Source organism: Streptomyces sp. NPDC002463, assembly GCF_042889835.1.
Taxonomy (GTDB): domain Bacteria; phylum Actinomycetota; class Actinomycetes; order Streptomycetales; family Streptomycetaceae; genus Streptomyces; species Streptomyces nymphaeiformis.
In genome coordinates this window covers 1-16,763 of sequence record NZ_JBIARL010000033.1, presented here as the reverse complement: position 1 = coordinate 16,763, position 16,763 = coordinate 1, and the positions used below count along the sequence as shown (strand labels likewise).

Below are 16,763 nucleotides of genomic sequence, written 5' to 3'. Positions count from 1 at the left end.
CGGGGGAGTCCTACCGGATCAGCTGTTCCCGGCCCGTGCTCAGTGCGACCCGGACCACGGTGTCCGCGATGCGGCGGGCCGACTCCTCGGGGGAGGCGGTGGCCTGGACGATGTGACTGGCGGTCAGCCGGACCGCCGCGTCCACGGCCAGTTCGCGCGCGACCGGGTCGATGGCGGGCCAGGCCTCCGTGACGTACGCGTCGCACATCGCCGTCGCCGTGTCGAAGGCCGCCGTGGAGCGGGTCGTGAGGTACGAGAGGAGCCCGTCCTCGCCGGTGCTGGTCAGCATGGCCTTGATCAGCGGATTCCGGCCGGCCAGCGTGAGCGTGAAGCCGACGGCCGCCTCGACCGCCGCGCGCAGGTCGTCCCGGTGCGCGTCCAGGCCCTGCTGGATGCCGACCAGGCAGCGCTCCAGCTCGCGCTGGAACAGTGCTTCGCCGACGGCCTCCTTGGAGGGGAACTCCGCGTACAGCGTCTGCCGGCTGACGCCGACGGCACTCGCCAGGTGCGCCATGCGGAGCTTGTCGAAGCCGCGGTCCGCGACCGCCTCGTACGCGGCGTCGAGCAGTCGCTCGCGCAGCAGTGTCCGGACCGTCTCCCTGAACCGTGGCATCGGCCAAGCCTAGACCAGCAGCAAAACTTCCCGGGATTGTCAGAAGTGTTGACACTTCTCAGCAAAGTGTCCAATTCTCGAACAGGTAGCCGCGAAGTGTCATTCGGCCAGTGCGGCACGACGGTTGGAGATCACATGCAGCACGAGACCAGAGGCGTCACCCGCTGGCGCAGATCGGCGTTCCTCGCCGTTCCCGCGACGGCCGCCATCGCCGCCATGGCGACGGCCATGGTGCAGGGCGCGCTCGCCGCGAACCTCTCGCTCACGAGCGTCCCCTTCACCCTCAGCTCCAAGACGGTCGCCGCACCGCAGGGCATCGGCGCGGTCATGCACACCATCGACGCCGGCGGGGCCAAGGGCGCCGCCGAGGTCGGCATCGCCAAGGCCGGCCTGGACGGGATCTGCGTCCACGCCACCCAGTCCGTCAACCTCCCGGTGGTCGGCAGCCTCGGCACCTGGTCGCTCAACATCTCCTCGCCCGCCGCGGCCACCCCGCTCACCAGCGACCAGCTCGTCGCCGGTGCCGGGCTCCAGGCCAACAAGCTCGTCCTGGACGCGCAGGCGGTCAGGGCGGCCACGGCCACGCTCAACGCCAGCGACACCACCCCGAACGTCATCGGCGCGGCCGCCGACGGCGCCGGGATCAAGGGCACCGGCATCAACGACGGCAGCGCGGGCCAGTTCGGCCTCGACGCCACCGGTGGCCGGACCGACATCAAGAACCTCAACGCCGACGCCAACGGCGCCACCATCGCCGGCGCGATCACCCTGCCGGACCTCGCGATCGGCATCGCCCAGGGCGACAAGACCTGCGGCGCCTGACCGCACGTACCACCCCGGGGCTCCGCGTCCTCCGACGGCGCGGGGCCCCGACCCTCCCACCCCGACCCACCGCTGCGAGGCCTCCATGACCACCGATCAGCCCCCCGAGCCGGACCCCGGAGCGCCGGCCGAAGCGCCCGCCCCGGGCGGGGTGCACCGCGCCCGCCGCGCCTTCCGCCGCTGGCGCCGCACCCGGCCGTTCTGGGCGGCCGTCTGGACCGGACTCGGCGGCTTCGTCATCTTCTTCCTGCCGATGGCACCGCTCGGCAAGATCCTCCAGGTCGGCATCGGAGGCATCGCGGGCATGGCCGGCGGGGTCCTCCTCATGGCGATGGCCCTGCTCATCCTGCTGCTGCCCGGACAGCGCCACACCGCCGGCGTCATCGCGGTGATCGCGGGAGTCGCCTCCTTCCCGCTGTCCAACCTCGGCGGCCTGTTCGTCGGCATGTTCCTCTCGGTCCTCGGCGGCTCCATGGCCTTCGCCTGGCTCCCCGAGAAGCCGGCCGAGCGGCGCTTCCCGCGCCGTACCACCCCCACCGCCGTGGGGAGCGGATCCGCATGAGCAACCTCCTCTCCGGGGCCCGCGGCGCCGCCGCCGACTGGAACGCCCGCATGCTCGCCCAGGCCGCCGACGGCAGCCGCCGCGGCACCCGCTGGGGGCGCGGCGCGTTCGCCCTCGTCCCCTCGGCCCTCGCCATCGGCGTCCTCGGCACCGCCCTCGCGCAGGGCGCGCTCGCCGCCAACTTCAGCGTCACCGGGCAGCCCTTCACCCTGACCTCCAACGGGGTCGAGGGCAGCGGCTTCGGCGCCATCGTCAACACCCCCGCCGTCGGACGCCCCGACGGCACCACGAGCACCAACACCGCGATGGCGCGCGTCGGCTTCGCCAGCGCCCATCTCGCCGGACTGTGCGGCATCGTCCACCAGACGATCGCCGGGGTCCCGTACTCGCTGCTCCTGACGGGCGGCCAGAAGGTGACGGCGAGCCCGCCCGCCACCTTCACCACCGACATCGACGCCTCGAACCTCTACATCCAGGCCACCGAGCTCCAGGCGTACGGGCCCACCACCCTCCAGAACGCGGTCCTCGGCCAGGCCGCCGACCAGGTCACCGTCGCCGGCAAGGCCCTCACCGGCGCCCTGCCCGGCGGCTTCGGCCTCGGCTCGGCCGGCGGTGAGGGAGGCAGCTCCATCGCACTGCACGGACTGAACGCCACCGCGTACGACGCCGAGATGGCCGGGGCGCTCGTGCTGCCCGACCTGAAGATCAGGGTCGTCGCGGGATCGGCCAACGCATGCTGAGCCGGGCCGGGTCCACGTACGGCGGGCTCGGACCGGACCGGGCGAAGGCCGCGTACGCCTGGTTCCGCGCGTTCCGCCGCACCCGGCCGTTCTGGGGCGGCGTGTGGCTGGTCGCCGGCGGCTGGACCGTCCTCAAGTTCTCCCTCAGCTCGCTGCAGTTGATCGTCAGCACCGGTTTCGGGGGAGTGGCCGGCTACCTCGTCGGCGGCGGGATGATCCTCTGCGGGCTCATCCCGCTCGCCCTGCCCGCCCAGCGGTACACCTTCGGGCTCATCGGCGCGGTCCTCGCCGTCGTCTCGCTCGTCGTCTCCAACCTGGGCGGCTTCCTGCTCGGCATGCTCCTCGGCGTCCTCGGCGGCTCCATGATGGTCGGCTGGGGCGTCAAACGCCCCCGACGGCGGGCGGTGGAAGGATGACGGCCGGGGCGCGCGGGGCACCGCGCAAGGCCCTCGCCGTGACCGCGGCCCTGCTCCTCGCGGTCGTCACCGCCGTGTGGTCCGGGCAGCCGAGCAGCGCCTCGGCCGGGAGCGCGGCGGTCGAGCCGCTCGGCGTGCCCTTCCTGCCCTCCCCGGACCCGCTGCACGTCACCATCGCCAGCATGGTCGCCGTCTCGATGACGGTCGACAAGAACGTCACCATCCGGCTCTCCGACGGCTCGACGCGCACCACCACCCGGTACACCTTCACCAAGCTCCAGATCCGCTCCCACATGAACGTCGTCCAGAAGGCCGCCGGGCACACCGTCACCATCGACGTGCCCGCGGAGGGCTCGCTCGGCGGCTACGACAGCGCGGGCAGGGCCGAGACGACGACGATGTGGGGGAACATCACCAACGTCTGCGTCCGCGTCCTCCTCAAGATCTGCGGCGTGCAGGGACTGCTCGACTTCTTCGGCTCCCTCATCCCGCTCACCGCCGGAGCCGAGGACTTCACCGGCGACATCTACGCGATCCGTACGGTCGACGACCACGCGGCCCTCGACTCCACCGACAACCCCGTCCACCTCCCCGGCACCATCACGGTGACCACGCCATGAGGACCCGGGAGGAAGGACGCACCCACTGGCGTCGGTCCCTCGCCGTCGCCCTGCCCGCGCTCCTCGCCGCCGGCGGCCTCGGCTCCGCGATGGCGACGGGCGCGCTGGCCGTCGGCCTCCGCATCCAGGACCGGCCCGTCGACTTCACCACCAGCAGCCTGTACGGGACGCAGTACGGCGCCGTCGTCGTCGACCAGGCCGTCGGGCGCCCCGACGGCACCACCGGCAGCGAACGCGTGCTCCGCATGGGCTTCGCGGACGGCGTCATCAACGGCCTGTGCCTGAGCCAGCGGCAGCAGATCGCGGGAGCCACGTACACCCTGCTGCTCACCCTCGGCGACGACGACCCGGGCAGCTGGGAGATCAGGACGAAGAACACCGTCCTCGACCTGCGCACGGCCACCGGCGTCCTCGACATGGACGGCATCGTCGACCTCAACGTCAACGGCGCCAACGTGAAGACCGTCAAGGACGCCACCGGCGCGTACGTGACCAACCCGCTGGACAGCCCGCAGCACCGCTTCGGCATCCAGGCGCGCTACGCCAAGTTCGACCGGATCACCGGCACCGCTCAGGACTTCCAGATCCCGGGCCTCCTCACGACCCCGAAGCTCTCGCTCTCCGTACGGCCCGGCACGGTCGCCTGCCCGGCCCCGGCGGCCCCCACGGGGACGCCCGGCACGCCCTGACGGTCTCCACGGGTGCTCGACGGCGGTGTCACTCCGGATCGTTCCGGATGCCGTCCCCGGTTCTCTCGCCACTACCTTGCGGACGGGTTCTCCCCACCGACTCCGTGACAGAAAGGCTCGTGATGGCAAGAGACTTCTTACGCCGTGCGCTCACCCGACTGGTCGTCGTCGCCGGAGCCGGGGCGCTGGCCGTCGGGCTGACCGCCCCGGCGGCCGGCGCCCGGCCCGTGCCGGAACCGGGCAAGGACCGGCACGGCGTCTCCCGGTACTTCAGCGGCCCGGAGGGGTTCGCCATCCCGACGGAGCCCTGTGACCCGGCCGGCCCGTCGGCCACCGACGGAGTCCTCGCCGACCAGCTCAACCCGCAGCTGAACGCGAAGATGGCCGGCTACCTCGACGCCTACAAGATGTCCTGCGCGCGGATGGTGACGCAGGCGGTGAAGGACCGGGGGCTCAACGAGAAGGCCGCGGCCATCGCGCTCGCCACGATCATCGTGGAGAGCAGCATGAACAACTACTCCCAGGCCGTCGACTACACCAGCGTCGGGCTGTTCCAGCAGCAGGACTGGTGGGGCACCAAGGAGCAGCGGCTCGACCCCGTCTACGCCACCAACGCCTTCCTCGACGCCATGGAATCCCAGTACCCGGGCGGTTCGTGGAACGACGAGGCGATCGGCGAGGTCTGCTGGCACGTCCAGCGGCCGCGCGAGGACCTGCGCTACCTGTACGGAGTCCAGGCGGGCGACGCGGTGACCATCGCCAACGCGCTGTGGTCCGGCATGAGCGCCGGCCCCAGGCACCCGTACGGCTCGGGGCGGGTGGTTTCCGGGCGGTCCGCCGACGGACGCCTCGAGGCCTTCGCCGCGGGCGCCGACGGCGTCTGGCACGCCTGGCAGACCGCGGTCAACGGGGCCTGGTCGCCGTGGCGGTTCGAGGGCGGCCCGCGCAACGCGCAGCTGGCGGTCGCGTCGAACGCGGACGGCCGGCTCGAGCTGTTCGCGCTCTCGGCGAGCACGTTCGACCACATGTGGCAGACCGGGCCCAGCGCGGGATGGTCCGCGTGGGCGAACTTCGGCGGCGGCGGATACCGGCTGGCGGCCGGCAGCAACGCCGACGGCCGTATCGAGGTGTTCGCCTCCAACGCCAACGGCGTGTTCCATCGCTGGCAGACCGCGCCCAGCGGCGGCTGGGCCGACTGGGAGGGCACCGGCGGCGGACCGGCCGACGCGCGGCTCGCCGTCGAGAACGCGCCCGACGGCCGTCTCGAGGTGTTCGCGCTGTCGGACGCGACGTTCGGGCACCTGTACCAGACCGCGGTCAACGGCGGCTGGTCCGCCTGGGAGGACTTCGGCGGCGGCGGACACGACGTCGCCGTCAGCCACAACCAGGACGGCCGTCTGGAGGTGTTCGCCTCCAACGCGAGCGGTGTCTTCCACCGCTGGCAGACGAACCCGACGTCCTGGTCGGCGTGGACGGGCACCGGCGGGATCTCGAACGCCGAGCTGACCACCGCGCGTTCGGTCGACGGCCGGGTCGAGGTCTTCGCGATCAACTCCGCCACCGCCGGCCACGCCTGGCAGACCGGTCCGAACGCCGCGTACTCGCCGTGGGAGACCTTCGGCGGCGGAGGCACCGAGATCGGCGCGAGCAACAACGCGGACGGCCGCATCGAGGTGTTCGGCACCAGCCACGCCGGCGTCTACCACCGGTGGCAGACCGGCTTCACCACCTGGGCGGAATGGGGCCGGCTGAACGACTCCGGGCCGGCGATCGACTAGGAGCCGGGCCCTCCAGGGGCCGGACCTCCGTGCTGCGGAGGTCCGGCCTGAGGCCGGGGGCAGCCCGGCAGCGCCGGACGGTCCTTCGTGCGCACGGCGGGGAGCCAGGCCGCCCGGTACGGGGAGCCGTGCGGCAGCCGGACGCGGAACCAGAGGGTGGACTGCAGGTCCTCCTCGTCGATGACGGGCTGTCCGTCGGGCAGCCGGCAGTCGGCGGTGAGGACGTCGCCGTGCCACACCCGCGTCGGTACGACATTGCCCGCGGCGTACGGCCGCAGGGGGTCGATCGCCAGGCCCAGACTGCACTGCGGGTCCCTGTCCGTCCGGTCCTGACAGCCCCGCTCCGCGTTGAAGACCCTGACCGCGCCGGGACGGTGACCGGACGCGCCCTCCCGTACGGCGTCCGACCACAGTGCCGCGCCGGCGGTCCCGCAGAGCGCGGCGGCCAGGACGGCCGCCCGGACCCGGCCCCGAAGCCGCGTGTCGTGCTTCTCGGCGTCGTCGTGCGCGAGCCCCCGGGCCTCGATGCGGGCGAGGAGGCTCTCGGCCGTGTGCGGGGCGCGTGCCGCATGGGTCGGGGCCAGGCAGTCGGCGGCCAGCGCCCGCCAGAACGGCGGCACCGCGGGGTCCATGCGCAGCGGCGCACGCCCCTCGCCGTACTCCTGCACGGCGGCGCCCCGCGCAACGGGTGTGGCGCCGGGGAACGGTGAGGCGCCCGAGGCGAACACCTCGTGGACGACGACCCCCAGCGCCCAGATGTCGGCACTCGGCCGGACCTGCACGCCGAGCTCCCCGAGGGGCGCCCGCCAGCGCTCCGGAGGGAGGTAGTCCAGGGTGCCCATGGGCGGCACGTACCCGTGCGTCCCGGTCAGCTCCGTGGCGAGGCCGAAGTCCGAGAGCTTCACCGAACCGTCCCGGCCGAGCAGGACGTTCTCCGGCTTGAGGTCGGCGTGCACCCAGCCCGAGCGGTGCAGATGGGCCAGGCCCTCGCAGATCCCCGCGATCAGCCGGCCGCGATCGGCCTCGGACACCCCCGCGTCGAGGAGCTCGCGCAGACTGCCGGCGGCCCGCTCCATGACCAGCACGATCGCCCCGTCCACGGCGGGCAGCTCCGGGGCGGCGAGGACGAAGGACTCCCGCAGGCCGATCAGCCGGGGATGCCCGGCCCTGCGCCCGAGTTCGACCTCGCGCCGGGCGGACTCCACGATCCTGCGCGCCTGCCGCGGCGCGAGCCCGGCCGTCGGCATGATCTTGAGGGCGACCTCGGTGGGCTCCGGCGCCCGGCCGTCGCCCTCGCGGCGGCGCCCGGCGGGCCGTGCCGCGTACACCGTGGACCAGCCCCCGGACCCGATCAGCTCGGTGACCACCCAGTCGCCCACCCGGTGGCCGGGCGGCAGCAGCTCCGTACGGTCGAGTCCCGCGGTGTCGTGCGGGCCGTGCGACACCGTCATCGCGGCCTCTGCCGCTCCCGCCCGCCGCCCCCGGCCAGGGACGGCAGCAGCCCGAGATGCTCCTCCCGCACCAGACCGAACCGCAGCGCGAGCCCGACGATCTCCTCCCGCTTGCCGTTGCGGCGGTCTCCCTTGCCCGGCTCCAGGGCGTCGAGGACTCCGATGCGCAGCTTCTCCTCTGCGAGGTAGTCGATGTGCGAGCTGATCGCCCGCGCGGTCAGCGTGCCGCCGGTGACGTGCCCCCTGAGCCGCTCGACGATCTGCGGCGTGGTGGGGACCGCCACGCGGGACTGGTCGCGCAGCCGGGGCTCGCAGAGCGCGACGAGCACGAGGAAGTACGTGGCCGACTCGTCCAGGGAGTACGCGGTGACCGTACGACTGCCCCAGGGCGCGCCCATCGCGTCCGGGTCCAGATAGACGTGGTCGGGCGCGAACACCTGGAAGGAGACCGCGAGCTCGCCGCGGGTGGGCAGCACCACGCGGGAGAACTCGAACGGGACGGGCGCCCCGACGCGCCGCGGCGAGACCCTCAGGTACTCGCCCGCTCCCTCGGGGTTCTCCACCAGATAGCTGTGGGTGGTGCTGTGGTTCGTCAGCTGCCAGTGGTCGTCGGTCGCGCGGATCTCCCCGGCGAGCCGGGAGATCGCCGCGTCGGCGAGGCGGAGCTCGACCGGGGTCGTCGCGGATCCCCGTCCGAAGCGGGCGACCTGGCCGGGACCGAGCCGCAACGTGACCGCGTCCCCGCCTGGTTCGCCGCCGTCGGCGCCACCGCTTCCCCGCGGCAGATGAACGACTACGCCGCTCACCGCTCCCCCTCTTCGTCCCGTCAGCGGTTGTCGGACGAGCGGAACGATACTCACCAGTCAGTAGAGTTCACCGGCGTCCTTCGGCCACTTCGGCAGGGACCGACCGCGCCGGCCGTCGCCCCCCCTCGGTCGGTCCCCGAGGTCTCGTGGTCGTCGCAACATCACAGCCCAGAGGTGCGAGGGACCTTGAGATCGGAGAGACCCGCGGGCCAGGGGGCGGGGGACGCCGTGCGCAAGGTGGGGTAGGTCACGGCGACCGGAGGGGGAGTAAGAGGCGATCCGGGAGGTTCGTCAGGCGGCCGAACGTCCGCTCGCCTCCCTCCTACTTGGCGCAATCTGTACGGAGCGCAGCGTGGCCCGCACTCAGAGTACGGGGCTGCCCGACACGAGGGGCGCGACCGGACGGTCGCCGAAGGCCGTCCACGGCCGCCACCCGCCGCTCGGCCGGTCCTGGACACGGGTCCGTATCCGGCCCTCGGCGGTGACGGCGAAGACGTGGATCCGCCCGGTGGCGTCGAGGGCGGCCGAGGGCGTGGCCGCGAGCACGGTCCCGGGCTCGCCGAACTCCCCGCCCGTGTCCCAGCTCCCGCCCGGCGTCACCTGCCAGCGGTGGCTGAGGCGGGCACCGCCGGGGGACAGGGAGAACGCCTCCAGACGGCCGTCGGCGTTGACGGCGAGCGCCGGGGCGGCGGCGCTCCAGCCGAACAGCGGCTGCCAGTCGTCCCAGCCACCGCTCGGCACGGTCTGCCGCCGGAAGAACGTCCCCGCGCCGGACGGCCCGATCGCGGCCACGGTGAGCCGGCCGCTGCCGTCCCCGGCCACCCGCGGCGCCGCACCGGCGGCGGTGCCGAAGGGGTACCAGGCGCCGGTCCAGGTGCCGCCGGGGGACTCCTGCCACCGGTGGCGGATCCCGGAGCCGCCGACCGCGAGGACGAACACCTCCAACCGGCCGTCGGCGTTGGCGGCCACCGCCGGTGGGGCACCCGCGGCCCCGCCGAAGCCCGGCTCCCACGCGTCCCAGACCGCCGATCCGGGTGAGCGCTGCCGTCGCCGCGCGAAGGAGGCCGCGCCGGGGCTCGACGCGAAGACCTCCAGGCGTCCGGCGGAGTCGCGGGCGACGGCGGGAGCCGCACCCGCCGGGCCGCCGAACTCCTCCCAGTCGTCCCAGCCGCCGTCCGACCGCTGCGTCCGGTGGTGCAGGTTGACACCGCCCGGGGCGAGCGAGAACACCTCAAGGCGGCCGTCGGCGTTGCGCCCCAGGGTGGGAACCGCACCGGCGGGCCCTCCGAAGGCCTCCCACTCCGACCAGGTGTCGGTGTTCGCGTCGAGCTGGACGCGCCGCAGCATCGAGCGGTCGGCGGCGTCGAGCGCGAACACCGTGAGCCGGCCGGCCACGTCGAGCCCCGCCACCGGGTTGTCCGGGCTCTGCCACGGCGGGGGAGTGTCCCGCCACTCCAGGGGCACGACGTACAGGCCCTGCCCGAACCAGCCGGCCGCGCTCGCGTACCAGGCGTCCCCGTCGGCGAACACCTCCACCGCGTGACCGGGGACATGGCCGGCGGGGCCGGTGAGGTCGAAGCGGAAGGGGTCGCGCGAGGCCAGTACATCGGTGCCCGCGTAGCCGTTGCGCGGCCCGATGAACAGGTAGTACCAGCCGTCCCGTTCGACGACGTACGGCGATTCGGTGACCGAGACGGTCGTGTCCGTGCTCGCGTCGGTGAACGCGACGCCCGGCTCGCTCCAGCGCACCAGATCGGCGGACCGCCGGTAGGCCACGACGTGGTGGCCGCCAGGGCCCGAGAGCTCGGTGTAGTACATGACCCACTCGCCGCCGATCCGCAGGACCATCGGGTCGCGGGCGGCGATCCCCCGGAAGAGCGGCCCGGACGGCTCGCGGGTCCAGGCGAACAGATCGGTGGAGGTCGCGAGGTTGATGGCGGCCCCGCTCGTACCGCCCGCGGCGTAGAACATCCAGAACCGGCCGCCCGCCTCGACGACGTGCGGCGCCCACAGGTGCTCCTCGCCGAAGTACGACGGTGCGACGGTGAGCGCGTCGGGGTGCGTGGTCCACGGGCCCTGCGGGGTCGGCGCGGAGGCATGGGCGAAGGAGGTCTCCGCCGAGCTGTCCGGCACTTCGCCGCGCGGCGCGCTGCTCCCGACGATGCTGAACAGATGCCAGCGGCCCTGGGCCCGGATCAGCGTGTGGTCGTTGAGGTAGCGCGGCCCGGCGGGGGTGGAGGGGTCGTAGACGTGGGCGAAGGGTCCCGCGCCGATCCACCGGGCGGGCGGGACGGCCCCGGCCGTCGCGGCCACGGCGCGGGCGGCGGCGCCCGGCACCGAGAGCGCGCCGAGCCCGGCGGCGCCGCGCAGCAGGTTCCGTCTGCTGATCGGAAGCATGAGGGTCTCCAGGGGAACCGCGCGGCCGGCCGCGCCGTGAGGGCTCGGCCGGCCGCGGGTCGGAAGGACGGCGGCGGTCGGGGGAACGGACCTCGGGGGCCTGGCTGGTGGGGATCGGAGCTCGGGGACCGGCCGGTGGGGATCGGAGCTCGGAGGTCGGCCGGTGGGGATCAGCTGAGGCCGGGTCCCGCGGTGCTGTTCACCCAGCCCCACGGCGACCAGGCCGAGAAGCCGGTCTGCCAGATGTGGAACGTGCCGGTGGGGTTGGTGCCGAAGACCTCGATCCGGCCGTCGGCGTTCGAGGCCGCGGTGACCTCGGTGCCACCCCCGCCGAAGGTCTCCCAGGCGTGGTAGGGCGCGTTCACCCCGGTCTGCCAGGCGTGCACGGCCGTGTCGCCGTTCATGGCGAAGACCTCGACGCGCCCGTCGGCCGTGCGCTCGCTGCTGAGCTGGGAGTCCGCGGGCCCGCCGGTGCCCTCCCACCCTGACCAACTGCTCGGACTGGTCTGGTACTTGTGGAAGACCCCGACCGGGCCGGAGGCGAAGACCTCGATGCGGCCGTCGGCGTTGTGGTCGACCGTGAGGTCGTGACCGCCGCCGCCGAAGTCGCCCCACGCGGACCAGCCGCCGTTCGGGTCCGTCTGGTACCGGTGCTGGAACGTGCTGCCGTTGAGCGCGAAGACCTCGAGGCGCCCGTCGGGCGACTTCTCCATCTCGATGCGGCTGTCGGCGGGCCCGCCGCCGGTCGGTTCCCATGCCGACCAGCCGCCGTTCGGCGTCAGCTGGTAGCGGTGGAACACGCCGACCGGGCCGGAGGCGAAGACCTCGATGCGGCCGTCGGCGTTCACGCCGGCCGCGATGTCGCGGCCGCCGCCGCCGAAGTCCTCCCAGTCGGACCAGGCGCCCGAGGGGGCGAGCTGGTAGCGGTGTCGGAAGACGGTCCCGTCGATGGCGAACATCTCCAGGCGGCCGTCCTCGTTCGGAGCGATCGCCAGCTGGGCGTTCACGGGCCCGCCCAGCCGCTCCCACTCCGACCAGTCGCGGTTCGCCTCCCGCTGCCAGGCGTGGTGGACGCCGTCCGCGCCGGCGGCGAAGACTTCGAGCCGCCCGTCCGCCGACCGCGCCGACACCACCCGGCCGGACTCCGCCGGGTACACGAGCGGCCTGGGACGCGGACCGCTGCCCGGGATGCAGGGCAGCACCACGCCGCCCTCCGCGAGGTAGACCTCGGGGTCGATGCCGTACGAGTACGACAGGTCCCCCCAGATCCGCAGGTGGAGGTGGGGGCCGTCCGCGTTGCCCTCGGCTCCCATGAGGGCGATCCGCTGGCCGGCGACGACATGGTCGCCGACCGAGACGTCCCGCTGGGACATGTGCCCGTACTCGGAGGTCTTGCCGTCCGGGTGCTGGATGCGGATCCACTGGCCGTAGTCACCGGTGTAGCCGGAGATGGTCACCACGCCGTCACCCACCGCGTAGATCGGCGTACCGACGTCGTTGGCGATGTCGACACCGTTGTGGCCCGGGTGGAACGGCTGGCTCACGAAGCCGGCGGCCGGGCACGCAGAGGCGGAGCCGGCGGTCGCGGCCGCGGCCGGGGTCGTGGCGACCAGTGCCGGCAGCAGGGCGACCGCCGCCGCGAGGAACCGGCGCAGCGCGTGTCGGGAAGGTCGGGGACGCATCCGCTCACGCCTTGCGGAGCCGGTCGATGACGCCGTCGATGTCGCGCTGCATCATGTCGTGGCGGATGAAGTGGCCGCCGGGCAGCTCGTACCACTCGTGCGGGATCCCCGCGTTGCCGAGGAGCGAGCGGAACTCCCGCTGCCCGGCGAGGACCTGGGTCTCGTTGGCGGTGTCGAACCAGTTGATGGGGTCGGGGCTGGTACCGGCGACGAGGAAGACCCGCTTGTTGCGGTAGCTCTCGATCCGCTGCACCGGGTTGTCCGCGCTGACCCGGGCCTCGTCCCAGAACGGCACGCCGTAGATGGTGCCGCCGTTCAGGTCGAGCGCCGCGGAGCTCGCGTTGGCCCAGTGGCCCACGAGGCCGTTGTCCCGGCGCAGGCTGGCCGGACCGGAGTGGGCGCTCACCGAGGCGAAGTGGCCGTAGTACTTGGCGGCGTACTTCAGCGCGCCGAAGCCGCCCATGGAGAAGCCGGACACGGCACGGCCGTCGTACTCGGCGAACGTACGGAAGTTCGCGTCGATCCAGGGGATCAGCTGGGAGATGTGGAACTGCTCCCAGTTCCGCGGGCCGACGTTGGAGCTCACCGGGTTGGAGTACCAGCCGGCGTGCCCGCCGTCGGGCATGACGACGATGATCGGCCGGCCCGCGGTCCAGTCGCGGACGCCCTCGCGGTCGAAGGTGATGAAGTCCTGGTCGTTGCCGCCGCCGTGGAAGAGGTAGAGCACGGGGTAGGTGCGTCCGCTCCAGTGGTAGTCGTCGGGCAGGAGCACGTTGACGCCGGGGTTCCAGCCGATGGCGCCGGTCTGGAAGCGGTAGTACCACATGCGCGGGTCGGCCTCGTTGCGGTCCACGATCCGCAGCCCGAAGCCGTCCCCGACGGCGGCGGCGGGCGCCGCCGAGGCCAGGACGCCTCCACCGCCCACGGCGATCGCCGCCGAGAGGCCTCCGGCTGCCTTGAGGACGTTCCGACGGGTGGGGTTCTTCGCGCTCAACATGACCTCCGGGTCGAAGCGGGACGACGCTCGGGAACGTAGCAACGGCGCCGCGCCGGGGGACCCCGGAAGATTGCGGACTGACAGGCACCCGCGCGTGGGCTACGGCCAGGCACGGACAGCCCGGTGGCGACGTCCTGGACGAGCGCGGCAGGCCCGACGGAGAGGGCCCCCGCGCCACCGGTGACCCCGAGGGGACGCCGGCTCCGGCCGTGTCCGCCCCTCGTCCGTCAGCTCGCTCTCGGCAGCCGGGCCTCGAAGGCGGCGCCGCCGCGCGGGGCCTGACTCACCGTCAGCGTTCCCCCGTGGCGCCGGATCACGTCGCGTGCGATCGCCAGGCCGAGGCCGGCACCGCCCTCGTCGCGCGTGCGGCCCTCGTCGAGGCGGACGAAGCGTTCGAAGACGCGTTCGCGGTCGGCCTCGGGGATGCCGGGGCCGTCGTCGGTGACCGTGAGCAGCAGATTCGGCCCCTCGGCCCGCAGGCCGACGCCGATCGTGGAGGTGGCGTGGCGCTGGGCGTTGTCGAGCAGGTTGCCCAGGACCCGGGCCAACTGGCCGCGGCTGCCGTTCACTTCGAGCGGTCCGTCGTCGATGCGGAGGGTCGGGACGATGACGTCCGTCGCCGCGCGGCCGGCGAGTTCCTCGTGGACGAGGGCCGCCAGGTCGATCCGGCCTGCCACTGGGGACTCGCCGGCGTCGAGGCGGGCGAGGAGCAGCAGGTCCGCCGCCAGGTGCTGGAGGCGGACGACGTCCTGGAGCACCTCGTCGACGTCGAGGAGCTCGGAGTGCGCCCGGGCCACCTCCAGCTGGGTGCGCAGCGAGGCGATGGGGCTGCGCAGTTCGTGGGAGGCGTCGGCGACGAAGCGGTGCTGCCGCTCCACGGACTCCTCCAGCGCGGCCAGGGTCTCGTTGGTGGTGGCGGCGAGCCGGGCGATCTCGTCGTGCGAGGCGGGCTCGGGCACCCGGCGCGAGAGGTCGCCGCTCGTGGTGATCTCGGCCATCTCGGCCCGGATCCCCTCGACCGGACCCAGCGCACGGCGCGTGACCAGCCAGGTGACCACCGCGACGACCACGAGCAGGAACGGCAACCCCACGAGGAGTGCGCGGTTGACCTGGTCGAGGGTGGCCTGCCCGTCCTCCAGCGAAGTGCCGGCGTAGACGGTGTACGTGCGGCCGTCGTAGGTCGTGCCCTCGACGGCGGCGAAGCGGTACGTGTGGATCTCGTCGCCGTACCGGATGTCGAGGGTCCGGTGGGCCACGTCCGTACCGACCCTGCCACGGGCCGGATGGTCGTCCGGTTCGTCGTGGTCGCCGTCCGACGGCGCGGGTCCCGCCGGGGCAGGCGCGAAGTCCGCGACGGGGGCGCGGCCGCGCAGGTCCTCGCCGGCGGCCAGCAGCTCGCCCGAGGAGCCCACGACCTGCACGATCCGCTCCTCGTCGGCGGGTGGGTCCAGCGTGCCGAAGTCGCCGTTCAGCGCGGCCTGGGCGCCCGCCACCGTGCGGGCGGTGACCTCGGACTGCAGGCTCGCCCGGTCGACCAGGTCGTGGCGCAGCACGGCGACCACGGCGACCCCCGCGGCGACCAGAGCGACGGCGACGACCAGGGTCGCGGCGAGCGCGGCCCTGGCCCGTACGGAGGAGAACGGCCTACGCATCCCGGCCGCCGTCGGTTTCGAGGCGGTAGCCGGCTCCGCGCAGCGTGGTGATGGAGCGCCGGTCGAAGGGCACGTCGAGCTTGCGGCGCAGGGCGCTCACGTAGACCTCGACGATGTTCGGGTCGCCGTCGTAGGCGAAGTCCCAGACGTGGGCGAGGATGTCCGCCTTGGAGACGACCTGTCCGGCGTGCCGGACGAGGTGCTCGAGGACCGCGAACTCCTTCGTGGTCAGCGCGATGTCGACGCCGCCCCGGTCGACCCGTCTGGCCGCCGGGTCGACGGTCAGGTCGCCGATCCGCAGCACCTGGGGGCCGGTCTGCGGGCGGCGCCGCAGCAGGGCGCGGATGCGGGCCTTGAGGACGACGTACGAGAACGGCTTGGTCAGATAGTCGTCCGCGCCGGTGTCGAGCCCCTCGGCCTCGTCGTACTCGCCGTCCTTCGCCGTGAGCATCAGGATCGGCGTCGTGTCGCCGGCCGCCCGCAGCTGTCCGCAGACGCGGTAGCCGTTGAGGCCGGGGAGCATGATGTCCAGGACGATCAGGTCGTACCCCTGCTCCCGGGCGAGACGCAGCCCGCTCACGCCGTCGTGGGCGAGGTCCACGGAGTAACCCTCGGCCGCGAGCCCGCGGGCCAGGGCGGTGGCGAGGCGTTTCTCGTCCTCCACGATCAGCAGGCGCATGTCCCCAGCGTCTCAGACCGTCCCTGAAACGATCTTCAGGAAGCTTCAGCGTGGCTTCAGGGTCGCTCGTCCATGGTGGACGGCGGCGGGACGGCACCGTCCCGCCGCCCACGACCGAAGGGAACCGTCCTCATGAAGGCTCGCCTGCTCGCCCTGACCGGCCGCCGCCGCACCCTCGCCGCCGTGCTCGCGGCCACCGTCGTCCTCGGTGGCGCCGGCGCCGCCACCGCGGCGTCCTTCGCGGACGACGACGATCACGACGACTCGCCGGCTGCTTCGGCCTCGCACGAGCGGGAGGACGACGACGATCACGGTGACGACCACGACGGAGATGCCGACGCCTCGCTGGTCAAGTCCGTGAAGGTCGACCTGGACACGGCCGCCGGTACGGCCGTGAAGTCCGTGGCGGGCACGGTCACCGGCGTGGAGCTGGACGGTGTGGACGGCAAGCCCGTCTGGAAGGTCGACATCGTCGACGCCAAGGGCGCCGAGCACGAGGTCACCGTCAACGCCGTCGACGGCAAGGTCACGGCGGACAAGTCCGGCGACGACCGCGACGGCAGCGGCCACGACGCCGAAGGACACGACGAGGACTGACATCGGCCTTTCCTCGCCCCCATCGCATGAATCGCGCACAATTCGGACAGCCGCCGGACCGGTACTCGACGTGTTCGGGATACGTGCGTTCGACCGGTTGTTCACCTTTTCTTCGCAGGCGCCTGATGGTCTGGCCCGCGCCGGTGACCTACCGGTACAGCCGTCTGGAGGAGTGCGATTCATGCCCAAGCCCACCCGTCGTCAGCTCGCCGTCGCCACCGCTCTGGTGGCCGCGACCGCCGCGGCCGTGACCGTCACGTCG

16 protein-coding genes are annotated in these 16,763 nt (G+C 73.2%); 8 read left to right on the top strand and 8 right to left on the bottom strand.

Going from position 1 to position 16,763, the window contains the following annotated elements; all coding sequences use genetic code 11:
• Positions 1-10: 10 nt before the first annotated feature.
• A complete protein-coding gene (locus tag ACFYX3_RS38945; RefSeq protein ID WP_389024417.1) occupies positions 11-613 on the bottom strand; it encodes a TetR/AcrR family transcriptional regulator in 603 nt (200 codons plus the stop codon).
• 135 nt (positions 614-748) lie between these two features.
• Here ACFYX3_RS38945 and ACFYX3_RS38940 point away from each other — a divergent pair, with 135 nt between their 5' ends.
• From ACFYX3_RS38940 to ACFYX3_RS38910, 7 genes are all read left to right on the top strand, one after another.
• Entirely contained in the window at positions 749-1,435 is a 687-nt protein-coding gene (locus ACFYX3_RS38940; protein WP_389024414.1) for a cholesterol esterase, read from the top strand.
• 85 nt (positions 1,436-1,520) lie between these two features.
• Entirely contained in the window at positions 1,521-1,997 is a 477-nt protein-coding gene (locus ACFYX3_RS38935) for a DUF6114 domain-containing protein (protein WP_389024411.1), read from the top strand.
• Positions 1,994-2,737, top strand: coding sequence for a DUF6230 family protein (locus ACFYX3_RS38930; protein WP_389024408.1), 744 nt, complete (start codon positions 1,994-1,996; stop codon positions 2,735-2,737). Before ACFYX3_RS38935 ends, ACFYX3_RS38930 begins: the two co-directional genes overlap by 4 nt.
• Positions 2,731-3,153 carry a DUF6114 domain-containing protein gene (locus ACFYX3_RS38925; protein ID WP_376584054.1) on the top strand — a complete coding sequence of 141 codons (423 nt, stop codon included), beginning with the start codon at positions 2,731-2,733 and terminating at the stop codon, positions 3,151-3,153. Before ACFYX3_RS38930 ends, ACFYX3_RS38925 begins: the two co-directional genes overlap by 7 nt.
• Positions 3,150-3,773, top strand: coding sequence for a hypothetical protein (locus ACFYX3_RS38920; protein ID WP_376584056.1), 624 nt, complete (start codon positions 3,150-3,152; stop codon positions 3,771-3,773). Before ACFYX3_RS38925 ends, ACFYX3_RS38920 begins: the two co-directional genes overlap by 4 nt.
• Positions 3,770-4,462: a DUF6230 family protein gene (locus tag ACFYX3_RS38915; protein ID WP_389024403.1), complete on the top strand. Its 693-nt coding sequence runs from the start codon at positions 3,770-3,772 to the stop codon at positions 4,460-4,462. Before ACFYX3_RS38920 ends, ACFYX3_RS38915 begins: the two co-directional genes overlap by 4 nt.
• A gap of 122 nt (positions 4,463-4,584) precedes the next feature.
• Complete coding sequence (locus tag ACFYX3_RS38910; protein WP_389024400.1) at positions 4,585-6,240, top strand: peptidase M23; 1,656 nt, start codon at positions 4,585-4,587, stop codon at positions 6,238-6,240.
• On the opposite strand, the gene ACFYX3_RS38905 is transcribed toward ACFYX3_RS38910, so the two are convergent.
• The 7 genes from ACFYX3_RS38905 to ACFYX3_RS38875 form a co-directional block, all read right to left on the bottom strand.
• Positions 6,237-7,691, bottom strand: a complete 1,455-nt coding sequence (locus ACFYX3_RS38905) for a serine/threonine-protein kinase (RefSeq protein ID WP_389024397.1) — start codon at positions 7,689-7,691, stop codon at positions 6,237-6,239. The two genes, ACFYX3_RS38910 and ACFYX3_RS38905, sit on opposite strands and share 4 nt — an antisense overlap.
• Positions 7,688-8,497 (bottom strand): serine/threonine protein kinase, encoded by an 810-nt coding sequence (locus ACFYX3_RS38900; protein ID WP_181924692.1) that lies wholly within the window; start codon positions 8,495-8,497, stop codon positions 7,688-7,690. Before ACFYX3_RS38900 ends, ACFYX3_RS38905 begins: the two co-directional genes overlap by 4 nt.
• Before the next feature lie 363 nt (positions 8,498-8,860).
• Positions 8,861-10,894, bottom strand: a complete 2,034-nt coding sequence (locus ACFYX3_RS38895; protein ID WP_389024394.1) for a family 43 glycosylhydrolase — start codon at positions 10,892-10,894, stop codon at positions 8,861-8,863.
• Between the two features lie 170 nt (positions 10,895-11,064).
• Positions 11,065-12,576: a peptidoglycan DD-metalloendopeptidase family protein gene (locus ACFYX3_RS38890; RefSeq protein WP_389024391.1), complete on the bottom strand. Its 1,512-nt coding sequence runs from the start codon at positions 12,574-12,576 to the stop codon at positions 11,065-11,067.
• Positions 12,577-12,580: 4 nt separating this feature from the next.
• Entirely contained in the window at positions 12,581-13,573 is a 993-nt protein-coding gene (locus tag ACFYX3_RS38885; RefSeq protein ID WP_116162144.1) for an alpha/beta hydrolase-fold protein, read from the bottom strand.
• A 227-nt stretch (positions 13,574-13,800) separates the two neighbouring features.
• Entirely contained in the window at positions 13,801-15,225 is a 1,425-nt protein-coding gene (locus ACFYX3_RS38880; protein ID WP_389024387.1) for a sensor histidine kinase, read from the bottom strand.
• Positions 15,218-15,904: a response regulator transcription factor gene (locus ACFYX3_RS38875; protein WP_382663449.1), complete on the bottom strand. Its 687-nt coding sequence runs from the start codon at positions 15,902-15,904 to the stop codon at positions 15,218-15,220. Before ACFYX3_RS38875 ends, ACFYX3_RS38880 begins: the two co-directional genes overlap by 8 nt.
• Positions 15,905-16,036: 132 nt before the next feature.
• Between ACFYX3_RS38875 and ACFYX3_RS38870 the strand changes: the two genes are divergently transcribed.
• The gene (locus ACFYX3_RS38870) at positions 16,037-16,501 is read left to right on the top strand and encodes a PepSY domain-containing protein (protein WP_389024384.1); all 465 of its coding nucleotides are present in this window, start codon (positions 16,037-16,039) and stop codon (positions 16,499-16,501) included.
• The last annotated feature ends 262 nt before the right edge of the window (positions 16,502-16,763 follow it).

Excerpts from the sequence above, each read along its gene's own strand:
- ACFYX3_RS38915 (WP_389024403.1), top strand. The coding sequence starts at position 3,770 with ATGAGGACCCGGGAGGAAGGACGCACCCACTGGCGTCGGTCCCTCGCC.
- ACFYX3_RS38920 (WP_376584056.1), top strand. The coding sequence starts at position 3,150 with ATGACGGCCGGGGCGCGCGGGGCACCGCGCAAGGCCCTCGCCGTGACC.
- ACFYX3_RS38940 (WP_389024414.1), top strand. The coding sequence starts at position 749 with ATGCAGCACGAGACCAGAGGCGTCACCCGCTGGCGCAGATCGGCGTTC.
- ACFYX3_RS38880 (WP_389024387.1), bottom strand. The coding sequence starts at position 15,225 with ATGCGTAGGCCGTTCTCCTCCGTACGGGCCAGGGCCGCGCTCGCCGCG.
- ACFYX3_RS38930 (WP_389024408.1), top strand. The coding sequence starts at position 1,994 with ATGAGCAACCTCCTCTCCGGGGCCCGCGGCGCCGCCGCCGACTGGAAC.
- ACFYX3_RS38905 (WP_389024397.1), bottom strand. The coding sequence starts at position 7,691 with ATGACGGTGTCGCACGGCCCGCACGACACCGCGGGACTCGACCGTACG.
- ACFYX3_RS38870 (WP_389024384.1), top strand. The coding sequence starts at position 16,037 with ATGAAGGCTCGCCTGCTCGCCCTGACCGGCCGCCGCCGCACCCTCGCC.
- ACFYX3_RS38875 (WP_382663449.1), bottom strand. The coding sequence starts at position 15,904 with ATGCGCCTGCTGATCGTGGAGGACGAGAAACGCCTCGCCACCGCCCTG.
- ACFYX3_RS38945 (WP_389024417.1), bottom strand. The coding sequence starts at position 613 with ATGCCACGGTTCAGGGAGACGGTCCGGACACTGCTGCGCGAGCGACTG.
- ACFYX3_RS38935 (WP_389024411.1), top strand. The coding sequence starts at position 1,521 with ATGACCACCGATCAGCCCCCCGAGCCGGACCCCGGAGCGCCGGCCGAA.
- ACFYX3_RS38925 (WP_376584054.1), top strand. The coding sequence starts at position 2,731 with ATGCTGAGCCGGGCCGGGTCCACGTACGGCGGGCTCGGACCGGACCGG.
- ACFYX3_RS38885 (WP_116162144.1), bottom strand. The coding sequence starts at position 13,573 with ATGTTGAGCGCGAAGAACCCCACCCGTCGGAACGTCCTCAAGGCAGCC.
- ACFYX3_RS38910 (WP_389024400.1), top strand. The coding sequence starts at position 4,585 with ATGGCAAGAGACTTCTTACGCCGTGCGCTCACCCGACTGGTCGTCGTC.
- ACFYX3_RS38890 (WP_389024391.1), bottom strand. The coding sequence starts at position 12,576 with ATGCGTCCCCGACCTTCCCGACACGCGCTGCGCCGGTTCCTCGCGGCG.
- ACFYX3_RS38895 (WP_389024394.1), bottom strand. The coding sequence starts at position 10,894 with ATGCTTCCGATCAGCAGACGGAACCTGCTGCGCGGCGCCGCCGGGCTC.